General features: G+C 51.7%; 19 protein-coding genes. 12 read left to right on the forward strand and 7 right to left on the reverse strand.

The features are described from left to right. Window positions 1-2: 2 nt before the first annotated feature. The 9 genes from icmH (at window position 3) to AYY16_RS02085 (ending at window position 9,509) form a co-directional block, all read left to right on the forward strand. The gene (gene icmH, locus AYY16_RS02045; protein ID WP_067361359.1) at window positions 3-716 is read left to right on the forward strand and encodes a type IVB secretion system protein IcmH/DotU; all 714 of its coding nucleotides are present in this window, start codon (window positions 3-5) and stop codon (window positions 714-716) included. 14 nt (window positions 717-730) lie between these two features. Beyond that, a complete protein-coding gene (locus tag AYY16_RS02050) occupies window positions 731-952 on the forward strand; it encodes a hypothetical protein (protein WP_067361362.1) in 222 nt (73 codons plus the stop codon). Next, window positions 906-3,965 carry an ImcF-related family protein gene (locus AYY16_RS02055; protein WP_156664942.1) on the forward strand — a complete coding sequence of 1,020 codons (3,060 nt, stop codon included), beginning with the start codon at window positions 906-908 and terminating at the stop codon, window positions 3,963-3,965. The genes AYY16_RS02050 and AYY16_RS02055 overlap by 47 nt, the downstream gene beginning before the upstream one ends. A gap of 29 nt (window positions 3,966-3,994) precedes the next feature. Beyond that, window positions 3,995-5,935 (forward strand): type VI secretion system Vgr family protein, encoded by a 1,941-nt coding sequence (locus AYY16_RS02060; RefSeq protein WP_067361367.1) that lies wholly within the window; start codon window positions 3,995-3,997, stop codon window positions 5,933-5,935. Between the two features lie 9 nt (window positions 5,936-5,944). Continuing rightward, entirely contained in the window at window positions 5,945-6,499 is a 555-nt protein-coding gene (locus AYY16_RS02065; protein ID WP_067361369.1) for a DUF6931 family protein, read from the forward strand. Beyond that, the gene (locus AYY16_RS02070; protein ID WP_067361372.1) at window positions 6,496-6,789 is read left to right on the forward strand and encodes a PAAR domain-containing protein; all 294 of its coding nucleotides are present in this window, start codon (window positions 6,496-6,498) and stop codon (window positions 6,787-6,789) included. The genes AYY16_RS02065 and AYY16_RS02070 overlap by 4 nt, the downstream gene beginning before the upstream one ends. Before the next feature lie 29 nt (window positions 6,790-6,818). Continuing rightward, entirely contained in the window at window positions 6,819-7,748 is a 930-nt protein-coding gene (locus AYY16_RS02075; RefSeq protein WP_150384744.1) for a hypothetical protein, read from the forward strand. A gap of 158 nt (window positions 7,749-7,906) precedes the next feature. Further along, window positions 7,907-8,806, forward strand: a complete 900-nt coding sequence (locus AYY16_RS02080; RefSeq protein ID WP_067361378.1) for an AraC family transcriptional regulator — start codon at window positions 7,907-7,909, stop codon at window positions 8,804-8,806. Between the two features lie 118 nt (window positions 8,807-8,924). After that, a complete protein-coding gene (locus tag AYY16_RS02085; protein WP_067361384.1) occupies window positions 8,925-9,509 on the forward strand; it encodes an NAD(P)H-dependent oxidoreductase in 585 nt (194 codons plus the stop codon). A gap of 4 nt (window positions 9,510-9,513) precedes the next feature. Here AYY16_RS02085 and AYY16_RS02090 read toward each other — a convergent pair whose 3' ends face one another. Then, window positions 9,514-10,158, reverse strand: coding sequence for a LysE family translocator (locus AYY16_RS02090; RefSeq protein ID WP_067361386.1), 645 nt, complete (start codon window positions 10,156-10,158; stop codon window positions 9,514-9,516). 742 nt (window positions 10,159-10,900) lie between these two features. Between AYY16_RS02090 and AYY16_RS02095 the strand changes: the two genes are divergently transcribed. From AYY16_RS02095 to AYY16_RS02105, 3 genes are all read left to right on the forward strand, one after another. Next, window positions 10,901-11,638: a FecR domain-containing protein gene (locus tag AYY16_RS02095; protein ID WP_223861161.1), complete on the forward strand. Its 738-nt coding sequence runs from the start codon at window positions 10,901-10,903 to the stop codon at window positions 11,636-11,638. A gap of 116 nt (window positions 11,639-11,754) precedes the next feature. Next, a complete protein-coding gene (locus AYY16_RS02100; protein ID WP_067361389.1) occupies window positions 11,755-12,096 on the forward strand; it encodes a tRNA-binding protein in 342 nt (113 codons plus the stop codon). A gap of 71 nt (window positions 12,097-12,167) precedes the next feature. Next, the gene (locus AYY16_RS02105) at window positions 12,168-12,902 is read left to right on the forward strand and encodes an AraC family transcriptional regulator (protein ID WP_067361400.1); all 735 of its coding nucleotides are present in this window, start codon (window positions 12,168-12,170) and stop codon (window positions 12,900-12,902) included. Between the two features lie 38 nt (window positions 12,903-12,940). Here the strand turns inward: AYY16_RS02105 and AYY16_RS02110 are convergent, their stop codons facing one another. From AYY16_RS02110 to AYY16_RS20740, 6 genes are all read right to left on the reverse strand, one after another. Next, complete coding sequence (locus tag AYY16_RS02110; protein ID WP_067361402.1) at window positions 12,941-14,464, reverse strand: peptide MFS transporter; 1,524 nt, start codon at window positions 14,462-14,464, stop codon at window positions 12,941-12,943. A gap of 412 nt (window positions 14,465-14,876) precedes the next feature. After that, window positions 14,877-16,091: a multidrug efflux MFS transporter MdtG gene (gene mdtG, locus AYY16_RS02115; protein WP_067361404.1), complete on the reverse strand. Its 1,215-nt coding sequence runs from the start codon at window positions 16,089-16,091 to the stop codon at window positions 14,877-14,879. Window positions 16,092-16,493: 402 nt separating this feature from the next. Next, on the reverse strand, window positions 16,494-17,435 hold the full coding sequence (locus AYY16_RS02120; protein ID WP_067361406.1) for a Kdo(2)-lipid IV(A) acyltransferase: 942 nt from the start codon (window positions 17,433-17,435) through the stop codon (window positions 16,494-16,496). Window positions 17,436-17,518: 83 nt separating this feature from the next. After that, window positions 17,519-18,130, reverse strand: coding sequence for a tetrathionate respiration response regulator TtrR (gene ttrR / locus AYY16_RS02125; RefSeq protein ID WP_067361408.1), 612 nt, complete (start codon window positions 18,128-18,130; stop codon window positions 17,519-17,521). Then, entirely contained in the window at window positions 18,121-18,993 is an 873-nt protein-coding gene (locus AYY16_RS20735; RefSeq protein ID WP_235846185.1) for an ATP-binding protein, read from the reverse strand. Before AYY16_RS20735 ends, ttrR begins: the two co-directional genes overlap by 10 nt. Next, window positions 18,920-19,792, reverse strand: a complete 873-nt coding sequence (locus tag AYY16_RS20740; protein WP_235846186.1) for a PhnD/SsuA/transferrin family substrate-binding protein — start codon at window positions 19,790-19,792, stop codon at window positions 18,920-18,922. The genes AYY16_RS20735 and AYY16_RS20740 overlap by 74 nt, the downstream gene beginning before the upstream one ends. Window positions 19,793-20,027 lie beyond the last annotated feature (235 nt).

Raw genomic sequence — 20,027 nt, forward strand, 5'->3', positions numbered from 1 at the left:
TGATGGACACATTTTCCGCAATACCGGCAGACACTGCCGTGAAAAGTGGTGAACAGCCGCCTGCCGGACACAATATTCTGTTAACCGCCGGGGAGCCGTTATTTCAGGCAGTGATCATGCTGGCGCAGGGACACATTCCTGCGGATATTACGTTTTTCCGCCGGCAGATGTTACAGGCACTGAGCCGGTTTTACCGGATTTGCGCAGCGCATCAGGTACATCCCTCATTAACCGGAAAAAGTGCGTTTGTCTGGTGCGCCGCGCTGGATGAAGCCGTACTGGTCACGCCGTGGGGTGCGACATCCGCCTGGCATGAACACACACTGACCGGCACGGTATTTCAGAATCGCCGGGGCGGGGAGGTGTTTTTCCGTTATCTGCAACTTGCCGTACATAACCCCGGCCCGCTTCATGATTTTCTTGAGCTTCAGTTCTATGTGTTATCCCTTGGTTTCAAAGGTAAATACCGTGCACAGCCGGATGCGCTGGCCGCCTGCTATGTCCGGCTGCGCCATTGTCTGGTGACGGAAAACAAGGTACCGGGAAAGGTGCGGAAAACCGTACAGGTGCGCGGGAACAGACCTGTGCGTCTGTTTCCGCTCACGCTGATTATATCCGGCGCGCTGCTGGTCTGTATTGCCCTGCGGATAGCCGCAGATGTGTATTACCAGCATACATTGCAGCAATTCAGTGCTGCGCTGACCACACTGCTCTGATAAGGAAGAGACTGATGAAAATCCGGGCTGTGGCAGGTTTTATCACCGTGATACTGATACTGGGCGGGTTGAATATAACGGCCTGGTATTACCGCGCAACACAGGGCGGCAGCATATTGTTGCCGGTGTTGGTTACGCTTCTGAGTGTGAGTTTTGCGGTTTACATCCTGATAAAAACGGCATTTCGCAGTGCAACAGACGAGAAAAAAATTGCAACGTCTGCAACAGCGTCGTGAATACAAAATGCATTGGCGCAGGCTTATCCGGCAGTTACGCCGCAGTGGAGGCGCTCCGCGCCGTGATCCCTACCGGGTGCGGGCTTACTGGCTGGTGTGTGAGGATTTACACCGGGCGCAGGCGTGCCTGAAGCAGCATGGTTTTACGCTGGTGGCGGATAACGACGAATTGCTTTGCTGGCAGGCGGGAAAAACCGTGATCTGGGTCAGCACATTTACCCGGCTTGCCGGTGACGGCGGGCAGGAAAGCGCCCGGCAGTTACTGCGCCTGCGTCCGCGTCAGCCACTGAACGGGTTTATTGTATTGCATGACGCAATGTCTGTTGCCGCACTCAGTGCCGAGCAGGCGCAGCAGCAGGGGCTGGCGCATCACCGGGCGTTAATGACCTTTGCCACACACTTACAGTGCCGCCCGCCGCTGCATCTTGCCATCTGCGGATTAAGCAGTGTACCGGCGCTGCGCCGCCGGTTTGCCGACCCGCTACAGGCACAATTTTGTCACAGCACAGATTTTTGCCGTGAACGACAGGTGCTGCCGGATGCCCCGTTTGCGCAATTTGTTGCTGATCTTATCAGTGAATTACAGCAGAAACAGACCGCAGAACTGGTGGTGGGTCAGACACAGGAAAATGCCGTGATCCTGAATTTTCCCGCACAACTACAGGAACATCTGTCTGTGTGGGAGCACTATGCAGGCGCGCTGCGCCATCATCGCCCGGCAGGAACCCGGCTGGTTTTGTCGTCGGCAATGCTGTGTGCGGGGGAGTCTTCACACCAGCAGATTGCCACGCCACTGTTTGAGCGGGTTATTCACGGCAGGGATGAGGTTATCCGCACCGGACAGGAGCGGCGTTATCTGCTGGCGTACAGCCTGGTGGTCAGTCTTTGTCTGTCCGGGCTGGCGGCGGCGGGTTTTATGCAGTGGACTCAGTGGCAGGATCAGCGTGATACAACAATACTTCGCCGGGATCTTCTCGCCGGTCTGATGGCGCAGCAGGACAGTGACCGGGTTCACCGCCTGCACAGTCTGCAACCGCTGATGGCTGATCTTCGCCGGGAATACCTCGCCCGCTGGTGGTTTCCGTCGCAGGAACTGCCGGTATACCGCCGTTATCAGCAGCAGATCCGCAACATCGTGTTTCCGCGTCTTGCCGTACAGTGGGAACGGCGTCTGAAAACGGCACAGGCAGAATTTTCCCCGCAGTTATTGTCGGTTATCCGTGATTATCAGCAACTTTTTACCGACGATCATATCGGCGCTGCCGTCAGTGATCTCAGCAGCAGTGATGATATCACCGCGCTGCTGAGTGATTACCCGGTTCAGCCGCTCAGCCTCAGTGAGAAGCGGTTATATAATAGCGCTCTTGTGGCGGACGCAATGCAGCAACTGATGGCGGCAGATCCTGCGCAGGTGCTGTATCACGCATTGCGTGACCGGTTTGATCAGCAGCAGACACCTCAGTCTGTCTCACTCACAACCGTATTTGCCGCAGATTTGTCCCCTCTGTTTCAGCCCGGAAATCGCTTTGCACAGATCCCATTTTCTATGACAAAGGCCGGTTATCAGAGCTGGCAGGCACAATGGGAGGATGAGGGTTTTCAGGCGCATTTTTCTGCACTCTCTGAGCCATGGTCTGGCAATTCAGACATTAAACCGGAAATGGTGGTCGCTCAGATTAACCGGTTATATGAGGAGGAATACATTCAGTTCTGGCAGCAATTTTTATCTGAACTGTCACTGAAAAAAGTTACTGTGCCGCAGGCTCTGCTGGCACAGTTGCAGCTTCCCGGTCAGAACTACCGTGACCCTGTTCTTGCCGTGATCCGCGGTATAACCCGCAATACCCTGTTTGTGGCGGATAATAAAGGTACCGCACTGCCGGATTTAAAAGCCGGACAGCAGACTGCCGCACTGCTGGGACTGAGTAAAATCAGCCGCAAGCTGAGAAAAGCGGGGCGCTGGCAGTCAGTTTTTACAAAACGCAAAACCACGGATGAGCCTGACGGAGCTGCTATCACACAGGCATTCGCCGGATACCATTCATTACTCACCCCGGCAGGCGATCCTTCACCTGCTCTGGTGGCGTGGCAGCAGGCCGCCGGTGCATTACGGATACAGTGGCAGCAGGGACTGAGCGCGCCGGATCCGCAATACGGATTTTATCAGCAACTGATGACAGGTACCGCTGAACCGGCAGCCGCGCCGCTGACAGGTGTGCCCGGAGAATTATCCGCCTGGCTTGAGCAGTGGCGGCAGCAATCATCACAACTACAGACGATAATGGCGGAGCGCTGGCTTGACAGTCAGTGGCAGCAGCGTGTGTATCCGTTCTGGCGCGACCGTCTCGCGCCGTATTATCCGTTTACGTCAGATAATGCGCAGTCAGTTGAACTGACTGATTTACATGATTTTTTAGCCTCTGACGGTGTAATGGCAGCATTTCTGCAATCTCTGCCGTCCGGCACCGGGGTCCCGGCGCTTGCCCGAATCACCACACAAACAGAGCAGTTGCGTCAGCTTTTTTATGCAGACGGGCAATCAGCACTGAATATGCGGGTGGATATCAGCCCGGTGTCGCTGACGCCCTCGCTTTCAGGGTTCCGGCTCACTCAGGGAAATGATGTCCTGCTTTATCAGCAGGGGCCGCGTGTCCGGCAGGTTTTTCACTGGCCACCCGCACCGGATGCCGCACAACTGACGACGGATTATGTCCGCCGGGGAAACACCGTATTTTCGGCCTCGGTGCCCGGGGAATGGGGATTGCTGCGCTGGCTGATGTCAGCACAGACACGCGGTTCGGCAATGGTGCCTGAAATGTCGGTATCAGATAACGGATATGAGTTTCGTTTCAGTTACCGGATAAACGGCAAACCGTTTCCGTTACTGTCTGCATTATTCAGTGAATACCGGTTGCCGGTATCATTATTAAACGTCGGTGATACAAGCAGTAATTTCGCTGAAAATCCACAAAATCGCGATAATGGATGCGGGAATTGTGCTGCGGTTCCGTGACACACTGACCTCTCTGTCAGGCTGAAATAATGAGTAATGTTATGGACAACTATGCTGAACAGCCCCGTCCGTTGACGGTTGTGATTGATAACAGCACACCCTGTGTGGCGAGCCGCCTGCATGCACATGAATCATTAGCAGACGGTTTCCGGCTGGAGGTCAGCCTGCTGAGCGTGACGCCGCTCACACCCGCATTGTTAGGCAAGCTGGTGGTTGTCAGCTACCGGGATCATGACATCATCCGTACCTTTGCCGGTCTGGCAGAACAACTTGAATGTGAGGGGTTTCACCCGGACAAACAACACTATTTTTACCGTATCACGGCAACAGACCCGATCACATTTCTCCGTCACGGGCAGCAAAGGCGGCTGTTTCAGAATCAGAACAGCAAAGCGCAGATAACCACGTTGCTCACCGCACATCAATTATCTGCATTTGTCCGTTTTGCCTTGCGCCATGAGGGGGAAGCCACGCCCTGTATGTGTCAGATGGATGAAAGTGACAGCGCGATGATCCGCCGGATTATGGCGGCACAAGGCTGGTTTTGCTTTCGCAACCCGGACAATATCACGCAATGGACAATAACCGATTCGCTGCAACATGCAGCATTGGCGACGTGCGGGGATATTCCCTGGCGGGTGGCACAAACAGATGATGGCGCACGAATAACACAATTCCGTGCCTGCTGGCAGGCAACGGGACAACATTTTTCTGCGCAAACTTACTCTCAGGAGCAGCATCACAGCCGCACGGAGACACAATTGCTGTCTGTGGCAGGCACCACACAGCAGGTGCACTATTATGACACTCCTGCGGACAGCGCGCAGATTGCCTGTGATGCGGCGGCGGTTTGTGCGCACTATTATGAAGCGGGATCGGCAATTTCATCACTTTGTGCAGGGATGCGTTTCCGGTTTTGCGATCATCCGGTTGATGATTATAACGACGAGTATTATATCAGCGAGATAACGCACACTGCCGAGAGCAGCGAAACCGGCGGAAATCCGTTGTATCACAACACTTTCCGTTGTCATCAGACACACACACCATTCCGTGTACCGCTGATTGCCAAACCACGCAATCATGCATTACAGACTGCAACCGTGGTCGGGCCGGATAACAGTGAAACCTGGTATGACGCGCAGGGGCGGGTGAAAGTCCGCTTTCACTGGGAAGATAACAGTGGTGACGGCAGTTTATCTCAGGCGTGGTTGCCGATCATTGCCCCGGGTGCCGGAGCCGGTGCGGGCGTTCAGTTTTTACCCCGGGTCGGGGACGCGGTGGTTATCCAGTTTCTTAATGGTGACCCGGACAAACCGGTGGTGGCGGGTGCGCTCTGGTATCGTGACCATCCGCGCCCTTTCAGTGACGCTGCCACCAGCGGGATCTACAGCCGATCTACGCCGGATAGTGCGCGCGGTGCCGGGAACCAGCTGCGCTTTGAAGATAAACGGGATGAAGAGTGTCTTGCACTGGCAGCGCAGCGTGATTTACAGCTGACGGCAAATAATGACTGGCTGACGCAGATAAAAGGGGCTATCCGCTGTGAAACAGATAAAAGCCTGACTGTCGCCAGCAAAGAAAATATGCAGTATCAGAGTGAAAAACAGTGGCAGTTGAATGCGCGGGAAGGGATCACCCAACAGACAGAAAAAAACCTGAAAATGCAGGCGGATAACACACTGACCGCTGATGCAAAAACCATCACTTTAACCGCCGCACAAACGCTTACCCTTGCCGTCGGCAGCAGCAAAATTGAACTTTCCGCAAGCGGGATAGCACTCAGTGCGCCGCAGATTACTGTAAAAGGTGACGGGAAAGTGACACTGGAAAGTGCCGTTCTGACCATGAGTGCACAGGCAAAAGCACAACTGACCGGCGCGCTGGTGCAGATAGACGCCTCGGCGATGGCAGAAGTGAAGGGCGGCGCGGTTGTTAAAATTAACGGCGCACTGACAACGATTAATTAAGGGGCGGCAATGCTGAGCAAAATACCCTACAGCAGTGTGATGCAGGTGATGAAGAATTACACACCGTCAGACGGCGCAATTGCACTGGCAGAAAAATACCCTGTTCCGGCAGATTTTTTGTCTGCCGCGCAACAACAGAAATGTTATGCGGATGCCGTGCTTTTTCTTGCTCACGGATTGCCGCTGAAAGAGGCGCTCTGGTGGGGCTATTGCTGCGCGCAGAGCCTGACGGAATGGACAAAGGCAGATCAGATTGTACTGGAAACCGTCAAAGCCTGGCTGTCCCGCTCAGGGGAAGTGCAGCGGCGCAGTGCCGGTGATGCCGCACAATTACAGGGACAGGAGGCCGCCGCCGGCTGGCTGGCACAGGCGGTGTTCTGGAGTACCGGCAGCATGCTGGATGCCGCACAGCCGCCATTAGTCGCACCGCCGTTTTTGTATGCACAAGCGCTGAGCGGAGCGGTGAATCTGATGGCGGTACTGCCTGACGGCGCGCAGGCAGCAGCGCGTTACCCGCATTTTATCTCTCTGGGAGTGAAAATTGCCCGCGGGGAGAGTGTATGAAACCCGCGGCGCGAACCGGCGATATGCATTTGTGTCCGGGACAAACGCCCCCGGTTCCGATCCCGCATGTGGGCGGACCGGTTCTGCCCGCGCCGTCCACCATTCTGATTGGCGGATTACCGGCAGCAACACTCGGGCAGATGTGCGTGTGCACCGGGATACCTGATGTTATCGCTACAGGCAGTATGACGGTACTTTTGAATAACAAACCCGCGGCCCGTCTGGGAGACAGCACGGCGCACGGCGGCACAATTATATCCGGTATGCCTTCAGTGCTTATCGGGGGATAGTGTTATTTTATCAATAAAAAGGGAATTTTATGGCAGGAAATATAATGGCGGTGGCGCAGAAAGGCGTGACAGGTTTTAGTACACTAGTTGGCTTAGGTGCATTGGATACACCACTTGGTGCGCTGGATGAAAAAGTGATGGCTGCAGAGCGGACAAAAATAGCGCTCTCTGTTAAAAAGCTCTATTCCACCTATATCTCGCAGGCGGTGGGTGCAAAAGTGCATACTACCGTCATGGTTGGCGCAGACAGCGCACAGCGAATGCATCTGGATCAGGATGTGGTCGGCGGGAAAGGTTTGCTGGATGAAACCGCCGGTATTTACCAGGACGGGCGGGAGAGTAAAACGTACCGGGTGATGCGGAAAATGGCGGATAAAGCCCGGGTTCAGGTGACAAAAAATCTGGCAACTCATCTGACCACGCCGCTTGGATTTATCCCTGACGGGGGGATAAGTAAAATGGTTGCCTCTGCGGCGCTCGCCGTGATGGATCAGGGTAAAGCTATCCGCCGCAGCCGTAAAAGCGAACACTATATTAATAATAAAAAAGGGGTAGCCGGACAGATTGGCAGTGTTGAAGCGCAGCGAAAATCAGCCAAATGGAGCAGTAAAACACTTGGCGGGGTCGGCGGTGATTTACAGCGTAATCTGTGTAAACTGAAACAGTCGGTTCAGGTGCTGCAAAGTCGTGAACAGAGCACCCGCCAGCGTATTGATATGATGAATGCACACAGTCATAATCATCTCGGCAGCCATGAATTATCACAAATCCGTTCATCGCTGACAGATCTCTCCATGAGTTTTCATGAGAGTCTGCATTATGTCGAAAAAGTCACCAATATGTGTACTTTGCTGGATGCGGCAAGTTGTGAAATTAAAGCGCACATGGACAATATGCTGACACTGCTTGAGGCAACAGAGTCCACTCTGATGTCTCAGGGAGATGAATTTTTCCGCTGATTCAGCTGGTTACCGGGAATTCCCCCGTATTGCAGACAACAGTACGGGGTAAAAATCCTTATAAACAGAACATAATGTTGCCAATTCTCTTTCACTCCGGCGTCACTTCATGCAGGATTACCGTCAGATATTTTCTGGCGGTAATAACTGAGAAAGAGATGAATACAGAAGAACGCCTGCGCTGCCTGACGCAATTACTCGTCAGACATACGGCACAGCGTGAAGACGGATGGGATACTGAGGTTCCCGGATTGTCACTGTGCCGGTGGACGGCACCCGCAGAGCCGGAAGGCTGGTTATATGAGCCGGGTATTGCCCTGGCGGTTCAGGGCGCGAAGCGCATCACTATCGGGGATAACAGTTATTGTTACCGCGCAGGCGAGGTGTTGCTGACCTCTGTTGATATCCCGACAATTGCGCAGGTATGTGAAGCCACACCGGATGCCCCGTTTCTGGCGGTAATGATTAAACTGAATCTGAACGATATCCCGGCACTGATTCAGGAAAGCCGGTTTCAGTTACTGACGCCTGTCGTGGCCGCACCCCAGGCGGTTATGCCGGCAACGGATGCACTGGTAAGCTCCGTGTGCCGTCTTCTGGCATTACTCGATGCCCCGGACGATATTCCGGTAATGGCGCCCCTCATTAATAAAGAAATTCTGTATTACCTTCTGAAAAGTGATCAGGGTGCGCGTTTGCAACTGATGGCGTCACAAAACAGCCAGTGCAGCAAAATCACCCGGGCATTGTGTTATCTCAAAGAGCATTACCATGAAGCGCTTTCGGTGGAGTCACTGAGTCACCATGTCCAGATGAGCACATCCTCTTTTCACCGTCATTTCAGACAGATAACGCACATGAGCCCGTTACAATATCAAAAATGGCTGCGGCTGAATGAAGCCCGGCGTTTGCTGCTGGTGGAATCAACGGATGCCGCAGAAGCTGCTTTCCGCGTTGGTTATGAAAGTGCATCTCAGTTTAGCCGCGAATACAGCCGGCTATTTGGTCTGCCGCCCGGACAGGATAAAAAACGGTTACAAATTATGCCTTCCGCGTAAATTTTTGGGTTGAATGAGAGGATCAGGCAAAGATCAGGGAGGATAGGTTAAGAGATTTACGGGATATATCGCTTAAGATAAAACTATCAGCAAAATGAATATCTGAGAGTGTAATTCTATGAAAAATATTTTTATTATCAACGGTTCAAAAGTATTTGGCGGGTCGGAAGGCAAACTGAATGATCATCTGACCATGACCGCCCGTGAGCATTTAATCAGTAAAGGAATGAATGTTCGTGTCACCCGTATTGATGACGGATATGACAATGAGCAGGAAGTTCTGAATTACCTGTGGGCGGATCTGATTATTTATCAGATGCCCGCCTGGTGGATGGAAGGTCCCTGGATTGTGAAAAAATATATTGATGATGTCTTTACGCAGTCTGATGACCGTTTTCACATTAATGACGGGCGCACCCGCCATGACATCAGTAAAAAATATGGGTCAGGTGGTGTATTAACAGATAAAAAATATATGTTATCAGTGACCTGGAATGCGCCACAGGAAGCCTTTGAGGATGATGCGCAGTTTTTTGAAGGGCGCGGTGTGGACAGCGTATATTTCCCGTTCCACAAGGCTAATCAGTTTACCGGGATGTCACCGCTGCCGACATTTGCCTGTTTTGATGTCGTTAAAAACCCGCAGATTGAAACAGACATCAGCCGTTATCTTGCACACCTTGATACGGCTGTTTCCGGCTGAGTTTTCAGCGTGCCACTGATGCCAGGCGCAGTCCCAGCGCAATAAAAGTGGTACCGACCACTCTGTCTATCCAGTAATGTGCTTTCGGGCTGCCTGAAATCCGGGCAGCCAGCGTACCGGCAATCAGCGCCAGTGTGAGGTCAGTACAGAATCCGAGCAGCGCATAAGTTGCGCCGAGCAACAGAAACGACTCTGCATAATGGCCGCCGTCTGCGGCAATAAACTGCGGGAAAAAGGCAATAAAAAACAGCAGGACTTTCGGGTTGGTCAGTGTGGTAATAAAGCCACGGATCAGAATCGTTTTTGCTGCCGCTTTCTGAATGACAACCTCTTCATCTTCCCCGGTTTGCCCCCGTTTTTTCAGTGTTCCCCAAATCATTTTTGCCCCGAGAAAAGCAAGATACACCGCCCCCAGGTATTTAATCACAGTGAATAAAGTCGGTGAGGCGGCAATGATTGCCCCCAGCCCGATGGCACCGGCGATGGCGTGTACACTGCTGCCGAGCATCACCCCCAGAGCGGAAAGTATCCCGGCTTTGCGCCCGTTCGCCAGACTTTGTCCCAGCACATAGGCAATATCCGGCCCCGGGGTGACGGCAAAAATAAAAACAGACACCAAAAACAGGGGGTAATGGATAATATCCAGCATGTGAGCATTCCTCGTGACTGACATCAAGGTTAAATAGTGTCTGACATAATGCCACTATACCCTTATTCATTCAAACTGCAGGTTCGTTGGCTGCACTCAACCAGCCGGGTCACATACTAATGTATGCTCCCCGTCTGTTTTCCCTTGCCGCCTGCCTGCATCTTGAATGACGTTGCGTATAAGTGTAATTGACTGGCAAATGACATTTTTGGTAGTCATTTATACAGTGAGACTACGTAGATAAATTGTATGGACTCATTCAATATTTGTAATGAATTCGTACATCAGGTATCCGCCGGGTTAAAAAAAAGATACAAAATAGTATTACGCACAGAAAGAGTGTATCCGGATGGCAGATAGTGTAACAAAACGTAAGGTCGCGGCTCGGCGCGGGAGAAAGTGTATTATACTCAGCAAAAGATGAAATCCCCGTCTCATTTATTAACCACATGAATTAACAGGCTATTTTTTATCTCATTTCTTATGACTGTATTGCGGCCGACCAGGTGTCAGTCATGTTGTTTTTATCGTGAAGACCTGCTGCCGGATTTTAATCGCAGGGTTATGACGGGCTGATGTCAGAGACGAATTATGCATTATGTATGTGAGCTAATGACAGTAACGTACGTTATTCATCGGAATACCTTATCTACGGCGTACGGCTCCTGATTGTTACCGGACAAATCAGGTGACGCCGAAAATGCGGATTTTAAGCGGCCAACTATCCGCAAGGAGAAAATTGTTGAAACATTTATTTTTAAGACCACGGCGCCGCCGTTTTTTGATCACTTTATTGGTTTTTCTGGTGATCCTCGGGGGATATGCAATGTACAACGCAACCCGGCTACAGGAAAAAGGCGTGGAAGAGCATTACACGCACCGGGGAGAGATTAAACAGTATTCCCTGAAAGACGGCAGCCAGCTGAAGCTGGATACAGAGTCCCGCGCGGTGGTGGCGTATGACCATGACAGTCGTGCGGTAAAACTGCTCTCCGGTCGCGCCCGGTTTGCGGTCAGTGAGAGCCGTGAAGAGCAGCGTCCGTTTCAGGTAACCGCCAACGGGGTGACGGTTGAGTCTGATACCGGAAATTTTGTGGTGGATATCGTCGGGAATAAAGTCTCTGTCTGTCCGCTTGATCAGGTTGTGACCACGCATTTCGGCGGAAAAACAGAAACGGTCGGGCCGGGTCAGCGCCTTGAGATCCTGCCGGAAGGGCGGGCAAAAGTCTTTCAGCGCCAGTATACCGATATTGACTGGCTCTCCGGTGCTTTAGTGCTGGATAAAGTACCGTTATCGGAAGCCATTGAAATGATTAACAGTTACCGTGCTGTTCCTGTGGTTCTGATGAACAATGATAAACAAGATGTGGTAATAGACAGCGTGTTGTATCTCAACCAGATGGATGATGATGTGGAGCGCCTGATGCTCTCGCTGGGGCTGACCCGCGAATCACTGCCGGGCTCTGAAGCATACCGCTGATTGCCTGTCTGCGGATAAAGAATGACTGTCCGGCAACAGCAGTTGCCGCTGCGCGCAGGTATAATACAGCGGATAATATATACCCAACATCATTCAGGATGCAGGCAGGAAATACAATGACATCAGCAGAGATAGAATGGGCAGATTTTGAAAAAGTGGAAATGCGGGTCGCAACGGTACTGAGTGCGGAACTGAATCCGAAAGCCAGAAAACCCGCCTATATTTTCACCCTCGATTTCGGGGAATTCGGTATAAAAACCTCAAGTGCGCAGGTGACTGTGCTGTATAACGCCGGTGAACTGATCGGACGCCAGGTTTTGTGTGTCTGTAATTTCGCGCCTAAAAGAGTGGCCGGTGTGAAATCAGAAGTCTTAATCACAGGGGTGGCAAATGCGGACGGTGATATTGTCCTTGCCGGGTTCTCCCTGCCCGTACCCAATGGTCACCGCCTGATATAATCGCGGTTATGGCTTGTGCTTTTCTGTAAAATCGGGTCGAATGGGGTGTTCTTATTAAACGGACACCGCCCATGCAACGACCGGTTATCTCTCTGCGTACCTATCAGCACGAAACTCTTGAACACAGTCATGATGATATGTGGCAACTGGTGCTGGGCGGCTTTGGTGCAATGGAACTGACGGTCGGTAATGACAGCGGAGCAGTTGAACAGGGCCGGATGGTGGCTATTCCGCCGGGTGTTCATCATGGTTTTTGTGGTACGGGGCATAACCGCCAGGTTGTACTTGAGCTGCCGGCTGACAATTTCTCTCTTCATTATTCTGATTCGCTCTGGTCTGAATTACCTGACGCCACCCGTGCCTATGTGGACTGGCTTATCCGCTATCCGCAGGTGATTGAGCAGCATTCTGACAGTACACGTCTGCTGCTGGCGGAACAACTGGCGGTACAGTTACAGCCTCCGGGTCAGGATAACCGCTGGCTGCGGACACTGAACGAATTGCTGAGTGCGCAACCTGATCATCCGTGGACCGTCAGAGAAATGGCGGCGGGCTGTGCGCTTTCCGCCAGTACGCTGCAACGCAGGCTGATGGCGGCGACCGGTAAAACGCCGGGAATGTTTCTGACAGAACTGCGCCTGCGGCAGGCACGACACCTTATTTGTCACACCACACTGACACTGCCGGAGATAGCGCTGCGCTGCGGATACAGCACTCAATCTTCCCTGACCTGTGCTTTCCGACGTCATTACGGTGATACGCCGGCATGTGTATGCATGAAATTCGGGCGCATAAAAAAAGGGTGAGCCGAAGCTCACCCTTTTCTGTACAGCATTATGTCTAATCAGGCAGCCTGATTATCCGCGCTTCGCAACATTTTGCGGACCGGGATTATCAGTACACACAGCACCGCAGCACAGATAACCAGTGCGACAGAAACATGTGAGAAGAACGCAGGCATGTTTAACAGCTGATCCGGGCGTACATTACCGCCCATGATACCCGCCGCCAGGTTACCCAGCGCACTGGCGCAGAACCATAATCCCATCACCTGACCGCGCATTTTCATCGGCGCTAATAAGGTCATGGTCGCCAGACCAATCGGGCTTAAACACAGCTCACCCAGGGTCAGCAGCAGGATGCTGAATGTCAGCCACAGCGGGGAAACCCCGGCGCTGGTTTCAATTACGCGCTCGGATGCCATCATCATGACCACAAAGCCACCCGCAGCAAACAGCACCCCGAACATAAACTTGGTGATACTGCTCAGGTTCATATTACGGCGTGCAAGTGCCGGCCATAACCAGCTGAACAGTGGCGCCAGCAGAATGATAAACAGGGCATTAATAGACTGGAACCAGACTGTCGGGATCTCAAAGCCCATCATGTTACGGTCAGTGTAGTCTTTCGCAAACAGGTTAAATGAGGTTGGTTTCTGTTCGAAAGCAGACCAGAACAGCGCGGCTGTCACTAACAGAATAAAGCAGACAAATAAGCGGATGCGTTCACTGCGCCCCAGGCCTGCAAAGAGAAACAGGTAAATGAAGTACAGAATAACCATCGCAGAGATGAGGTAGACCATATTGGTGGCAACCAGCAACGGGTTGAACGGGATAGCACCTGTTGCTACCAGTCCTGCAACAACGGCAATAATTGCCGCAGCCAGACTCACCCACATACCGACATTTTTACGGACAACCGTCGGGCGATCCCAGCTGGAATCCAGACCGACTTCACTGTCATACTTGCGCATCAGCGGCACGGCATAGAAACGGAAAACCAGCAGCGCGACTAACATACCCAGGCCACCGATACCAAAGCCCCAGTGCCAGCCGTAGTTAGGAACTAACCAGCCGGATGCCAGCGGGGCGATGAATGACCCCATGTTAATGCCCATATAGAACAGGGAGAAACCACCGTCACGGCGTGTATCTTCTTTTTTGTACAGTGTACCGACCATCACCGTCACACAGGTTTTGAACAACCCGGTACCGATGACGATAAACAGCAGACCGATAAAGAACAGCTTAGGTGATGAGACAGCGGACAAGGCGATAGCGAGATGCCCGAGTGCGATGATGATCGAGCCGTACCAGACCGCCTTTCGCTGACCTAACCAGTTATCAGCCAGCCAGCCGCCCGGTAATGAGGTCAGGTAGATTGCCCCGGCAAAAATACCGACGATGGCAGAGGCTTGTTCACGGGGGATATCCATCCCGCCTTCATAGACGGTGGCGGCCATGAACAGGATCAGTAACGGACGGATCCCGTAGAAAGAGAATCGTTCCCACATTTCAGTGAAGAACAGTGAGCTCAGCGGATAAGGGTGCCCGAAGAAGGTACGATTATTGTTAGTTTTTGATTGCATCTGTAATTTCCCGAGGGTTTATACGGAGGATAAACCCAAAAATGAAAAGGATAAACAGTTCCTGTTAACAAAATGATACATTTACGTATCAATAAACATCCTGTCTTATTAAAGTATTTTTAACACACTTGTTGTGAATTTTATTCATCTGAAGCACGTTTTCTATTTTATAAACCATTTTTTTAGATTAAATGTCGATGAAAATATCATTTCACGATACTTATTTTGACACTATGTGACGGATGCCATTGACAAAAAGCCAGAATTATGAGGCTTTCATTTTTATGAAATAATATTTAAAATCAATCAATTACAGATAATCGATTGTGTAAATATGAAATTCCGGCAACAAATGGCTGGTACGTAAAAATAACAGGATGAAAACAGGAGGGATACGGGTAATATCGTGCGGTTAATTTTTTTGTTGGCTGTGAGATTTTATGCACCACCACGAATAAAACAGATTAAACAGTACAACGGCAGCGGTGAAATAAAATACAGAGGAGAAGCCGAACTGAGCGGCGACCCAGGCGCCCATTAACGGGCCCGTAACATTTCCCACATCCCTGAGCGCCTGGTTATAGCTGAAAATACGACCGGCAATCTGGTGAGTGATATGATAAATAATCAGTGTCTGTACCGCCGGTAACATGGCTGAGTTGACAGCACCAAGCAGAAAACGCAGTGCGCCGAGCTGCCAGTAATGTGTTACCCAGGCCATGGGAAGGATGACAAACACAGAAAGACCGAGCATCGCTATCAGGACTTTTTCCGGCCCTATCCGGTCACTGAGTTTACCGAGTCGCGGCGCGGTAATCAGTGCGGCAACTCCCGGAACCGAGGCAATTAATCCGCTGATAAATGCCAGGTTTTCTTTTTGTCCGCCCAGTTCGCGGATATACAGCGTGATCACCGGATTGACAGAGCCGGCAGCAATCTGAATGCACATGGTGGTGAAGAACAGGCAGATAATCAGACGGGGATTTTTAATTGTGGCAAAGACCTGTTTTGTGTTCAGTGCGTCTTTGCGCGACACCGGCGTGAAATTTTCTCTGACATAAAACAAAGTGACAAAAAAGCAGATAATCAGCACTGTTGCCGTGATAAAAAAGACCGGACGCAGACCCACACTATCTGCCAGAAAACCACCGATCAGCGGACCTATCAATGCACCGCTGACCGCGCCGGTAGATAAGGTTCCCAGCGCCCATCCGCTGCGTTTTACCGGTACCTGAGTGGCTATCAGCGCATTCGCATTCGGTATAAAACCGCCGAGCAGCCCGAGCAGCGCACGCAGAAATAATAACTGCCAGATATTCTGCGCAAAGCCGATCAGCAGCATCACAATCCCCATGCCGAGCGCGGAGCGCAGCAGCATCAGTTTACGTCCTTTACGATCAGATAATTTTCCCCAGAAAGGGGCGGCAATCGCCGAAAAGAGAAATGTAATGCTGAATACCGCCCCGGTCCATAAACTCAGCTCACGATGGTCCGTAATGCCCATCTGCTCTATATAAAGCGGCAAAAAAGGCATAATCAGACTAAATGCAGCACCGGTTAAGAAGCAACCAAACCAGACGACATACAGGTTTTGTTTCCAGTTACGGTTGGGGGCTTTGTTGAGCATTGTTCTCCTTTACTCTTCATTTACTCTTCATCATTCAGATTGCAGGGGTGTTAGCTGCGCTCAGTCAGCCGGGTCACTTTACTCTTCATCCTTCAGATTGCAGGGGTGTTAGCTGCGCTCGTTCAGCCGGGTCACTTTACTCTTCATCCTTCAGATTGCAGGGGTGTTGGCTACGCTCAGCCCGGCGGGTCACATACTGATGTATGCTCCCCGCCGGTCTTCACTTGCCGCCTACCTGCAATCCGAATGATTTTGAGTAAATAATTATTTTGATGAATAATTAAAAGCTACCTAAAAATTATCATCCTTCGGATTGCAGGGGCTACACTCAGTCAGCCTGACCATATACTAATGTATACTTCAAACAAACACGGCTGTTTCAAAGAAGCAGCCGTGTGTGTATTAATGTACATTGTCCCGGTTATCGTAAAGGGACGGTTCGCCCTCCGGCCGGGTTTTAAAACGCCGGTGTAACCACATATATTGTGCAGGTGCGCGCAGGATCTCTTGTTCCACAATATGATTCACAAAAGTTGCAGCGGCGACTTCATCATTTTCCGGAAAACCCTCCACAGGCGGCTGAACCAGTAATTCATAACCTTTACCACCCGGTAAACGGCGGGGCGTGAACGGCACTAATTCCGCACGTCCGGCTTTGACCAGAACGGATGTTCCGGTAATTGTGGCGGTTTTTTCAACAGCAAAGAACGGGGCAAAAACACTCTTATGCGGACCATAGTCATGATCAGGGGCGTACCAGAGAATATCTCCCTGACGCAGGGCGCGCACCATTCCTTTTACGTCTTTGCGGTCGATCATTGATTTATTTGAGCGCATGCGCCCGGTAGTCTGTATCAGGTCTATCACCGGGTTATCATTCGGACGGTAAACGCCTACCCCGGGGCTCATAATGCCGATCATCCGCGCGCCGAGTTCCAGGGTGAGAAAATGAATACCGATAACAATGACGCCTCTGCCTGAATCCTGCACTTTACTGATGTGCTCAAAGCCATCGACCCGGAACCAGCGCTTTATCCGCCAGTCCGGCCAGAACCATGCCATTGCGGTTTCAAACAGCGCCATGCCGACAGATTCAAAATTAGCAATAACCATGGCTTTGCGTTTTGCCTCAGGCATATCAGGAAAGCACAGTTGCAGATTGCGATCCGCAATCGCGGTACGACTTTTCAGAAAGTGCATAGACAGGCGGCCCAGCCACGTACCCAACCGGTAAATGACAGGATAGGGCAGCAGAACCAGAACATACAATATTCCTGCACCAATCCAGGTCAGCCAGTAACGGGGATGCAACAATGTGCGCTTAAAAACAGGTGCTGTAATCATAGTCAGAAATCGTTGTCGGATGCATCACAGAGATGCAGGTAAATGATATAATAATAAATTATACGTCGTATTTTCCGGTAATATCAGTTTTCTGTCACGCAACTATCACCGGCATTGATAGTATTCAGTTGTGTCACCAGTTCTGCGAGGCTGCCGGCTGCCATTTTTTCCATCACCTTTGCGCGGTGAACTTCTACCGTCCGCACAGCAACATGCGCGACATCAGCGATTTCGCGGTTCATCAGCCCCTGAGCCACAAATCCGGCAATCTGGCGCTCTTTCGGGGTCAGGGTCAGGAAGCGTCCGTGGATTGCTCTGTCAGCCACAGCTTTTTCCGTGACGGCTGCGGCGCGTGTCAGCGCCGCCTGTAACGGCTGTGTGGCCACCGGTTTTTGCAGAAAATCCACTGCACCCAGTTTCATTTGTCCGACCGCCATCGGCAGGTCGCCGTGTCCGGTCAGAAAGATAACCGCCAGCGTACTGTGCTGCTCACGGAGTAGCTGATGAACCCGGCAACCATCAGGGTCCGGCATCCGCATGTCCAGTAATACAATACCGTAAGTATGCAGTGGTGCCTGTGCAATAAATGTCCGGCTGTCATTCCAGATACTGACATCATAGCCGAGGCTTTCCAGTAAAAACTGACACGCCTGTGTCACGGCGATGTCATCATCAACCAGGTGAATTACGGGCATGGTGGCTCCTCTGTCAGTCGGGTAAAGATAAGGGTAACACATAAGCCGGACTGTTCACCGGCGGAGCTATAATTTTCCATATGAATATCACCGCCCTGACTGCGCATCAGCCGCTGGCAGATAACCAATCCCAGCCCCAGACCTGCTGAACGGGTTGAGCGGAACGGTGAGAAGGGCTGCGCCAGCCGGCTTTCATCCATACCGCCGCCGTTATCCTGAACCACCAGCAACTGTCCGTTGGGTGTACGGTGATGCGTGACACGGATGCTGTCCGCACCCGCCTGCAAACTGTTACTCAGCAGGTTTGACAGCAGCTGGTCAAGCAATGTGGGTGGCAGATGCAACAGTACATCCGGCGCAACAGTATTGTGCAATACAGCAGACGGATAATGTTCATTTACTCTTAACAGCGCCCATAACTGATCCAGCGTTTCGGCCACATGTTGTGCAACGGGGGCGCTTTCCGGTGTAACAGGACTGTTACCTGCCCATTGGCGCAGATTACGGATAATATTTGCGCCGCGCTCAGCCTGATTTTCAATTTGCGACATCACCGGAAGTAACGGATGTTCCGGGTCCTGGCGTTGCAGGCGGATTTGCGATCCCTGTGCATAATGGCGGATAGCTGACAGTGGCTGATTCAGCTCATGCGCGAAGCCGGATGCCATTTCTCCCAGTACACTGAGTTGCTGCGCTTTTTCCAGATCCTGGGCTTGCTGCTGTAGTTGTGAATGTGCGGTTTCCAGTTGCCGGGTGCGGCGGCGGATCTGAAACGCAATCCAGATATGATTAATACCCAGCAGCAGAAAGGCGAGTGCGACTGTGCCGATAAGCCAGCTGTTTTTTTTTGCCCCAACTGACAATGTCCTGCCAGAACCGGCGCTGCTGCGGATGCTGATTAACCTCTCTGAGCAGATTTTCCACCTGGCGTGTGGAGGATGGTGCACCCCAGCGCATTTCATTTTCTCCGTGGCTGTTGATCAGCACACGGGTGACATCATCTGCCAGTTCATCCGGTACATCACTGCCTGCGGCAAATGACCAGTTCGGATATAACTCACTGCTGCTCCAGCAGGGAACTGCACTTTCCCGTTGGAGCAGCGGGCGGAAATCATCCTGATGAATAAGACCTTCGCTATTCATTGATTCAATCAGACACACCGGCACAATCACGCCCTGAACGGCACTGTCACGCAGCAGATAGAGCAGGGCATCTGCCGGAAATCCGGAAAATTGCAGGTGGTAATCACGCGGCGGATCAAGACCAATATCCCGTAATGCTTTGTAGCCTAATAAATAGCCGCCAAAAGCATCAGGGGCAATAGCACCGACTTTTTTACCGGTCAGATCAGATGGCGTGTGGTACGGGCTGTCTTTTCGTACCAGCAACACACTGCCGACAACATTGCGGGTGGCGTTGTCCGGCTCAAAAGCTGAACGCAGGGAAACCAGCCAGCGCAGAGGAAAATTGCTGTCCAGCTGGATAAACTGCGCCGGATTGGTGAGAACAAACTGCACTTTATTATTATGCAGCGCTTCGCGCATCTGATCGAGTGTCAGCGGCAGCAGGGTAAAGTGCTCGCCGGGCAGGGCGCGGTTCAGTTGTTCGGTCAGCGGCGCCCAGAAATGGCGCGTCGGTGCATCTCCCCGCAGTGCCAGCACGCCGATTGTCCACTGTGCGGCAAAAGAGAATGAGGAAAAAAAATAAGAGCCCGGTTAACAGCCCGATGCGTACAGCCATCTCACATTGCGTCCTGAGTCATTATCTTAAGATAAATCTGTTGTTTCAGATCAAGGTATCACCGGTTATGTGGTTAACCACAATAGGGTGTTTCCCCGGCAATTTTTACAATCAACATAATGACATATCCCTTTACTCAGCACACGTTTATTCCTT

Source organism: Morganella psychrotolerans (assembly GCF_001676155.1).
Classification (GTDB): domain Bacteria; phylum Pseudomonadota; class Gammaproteobacteria; order Enterobacterales; family Enterobacteriaceae; genus Morganella; species Morganella psychrotolerans.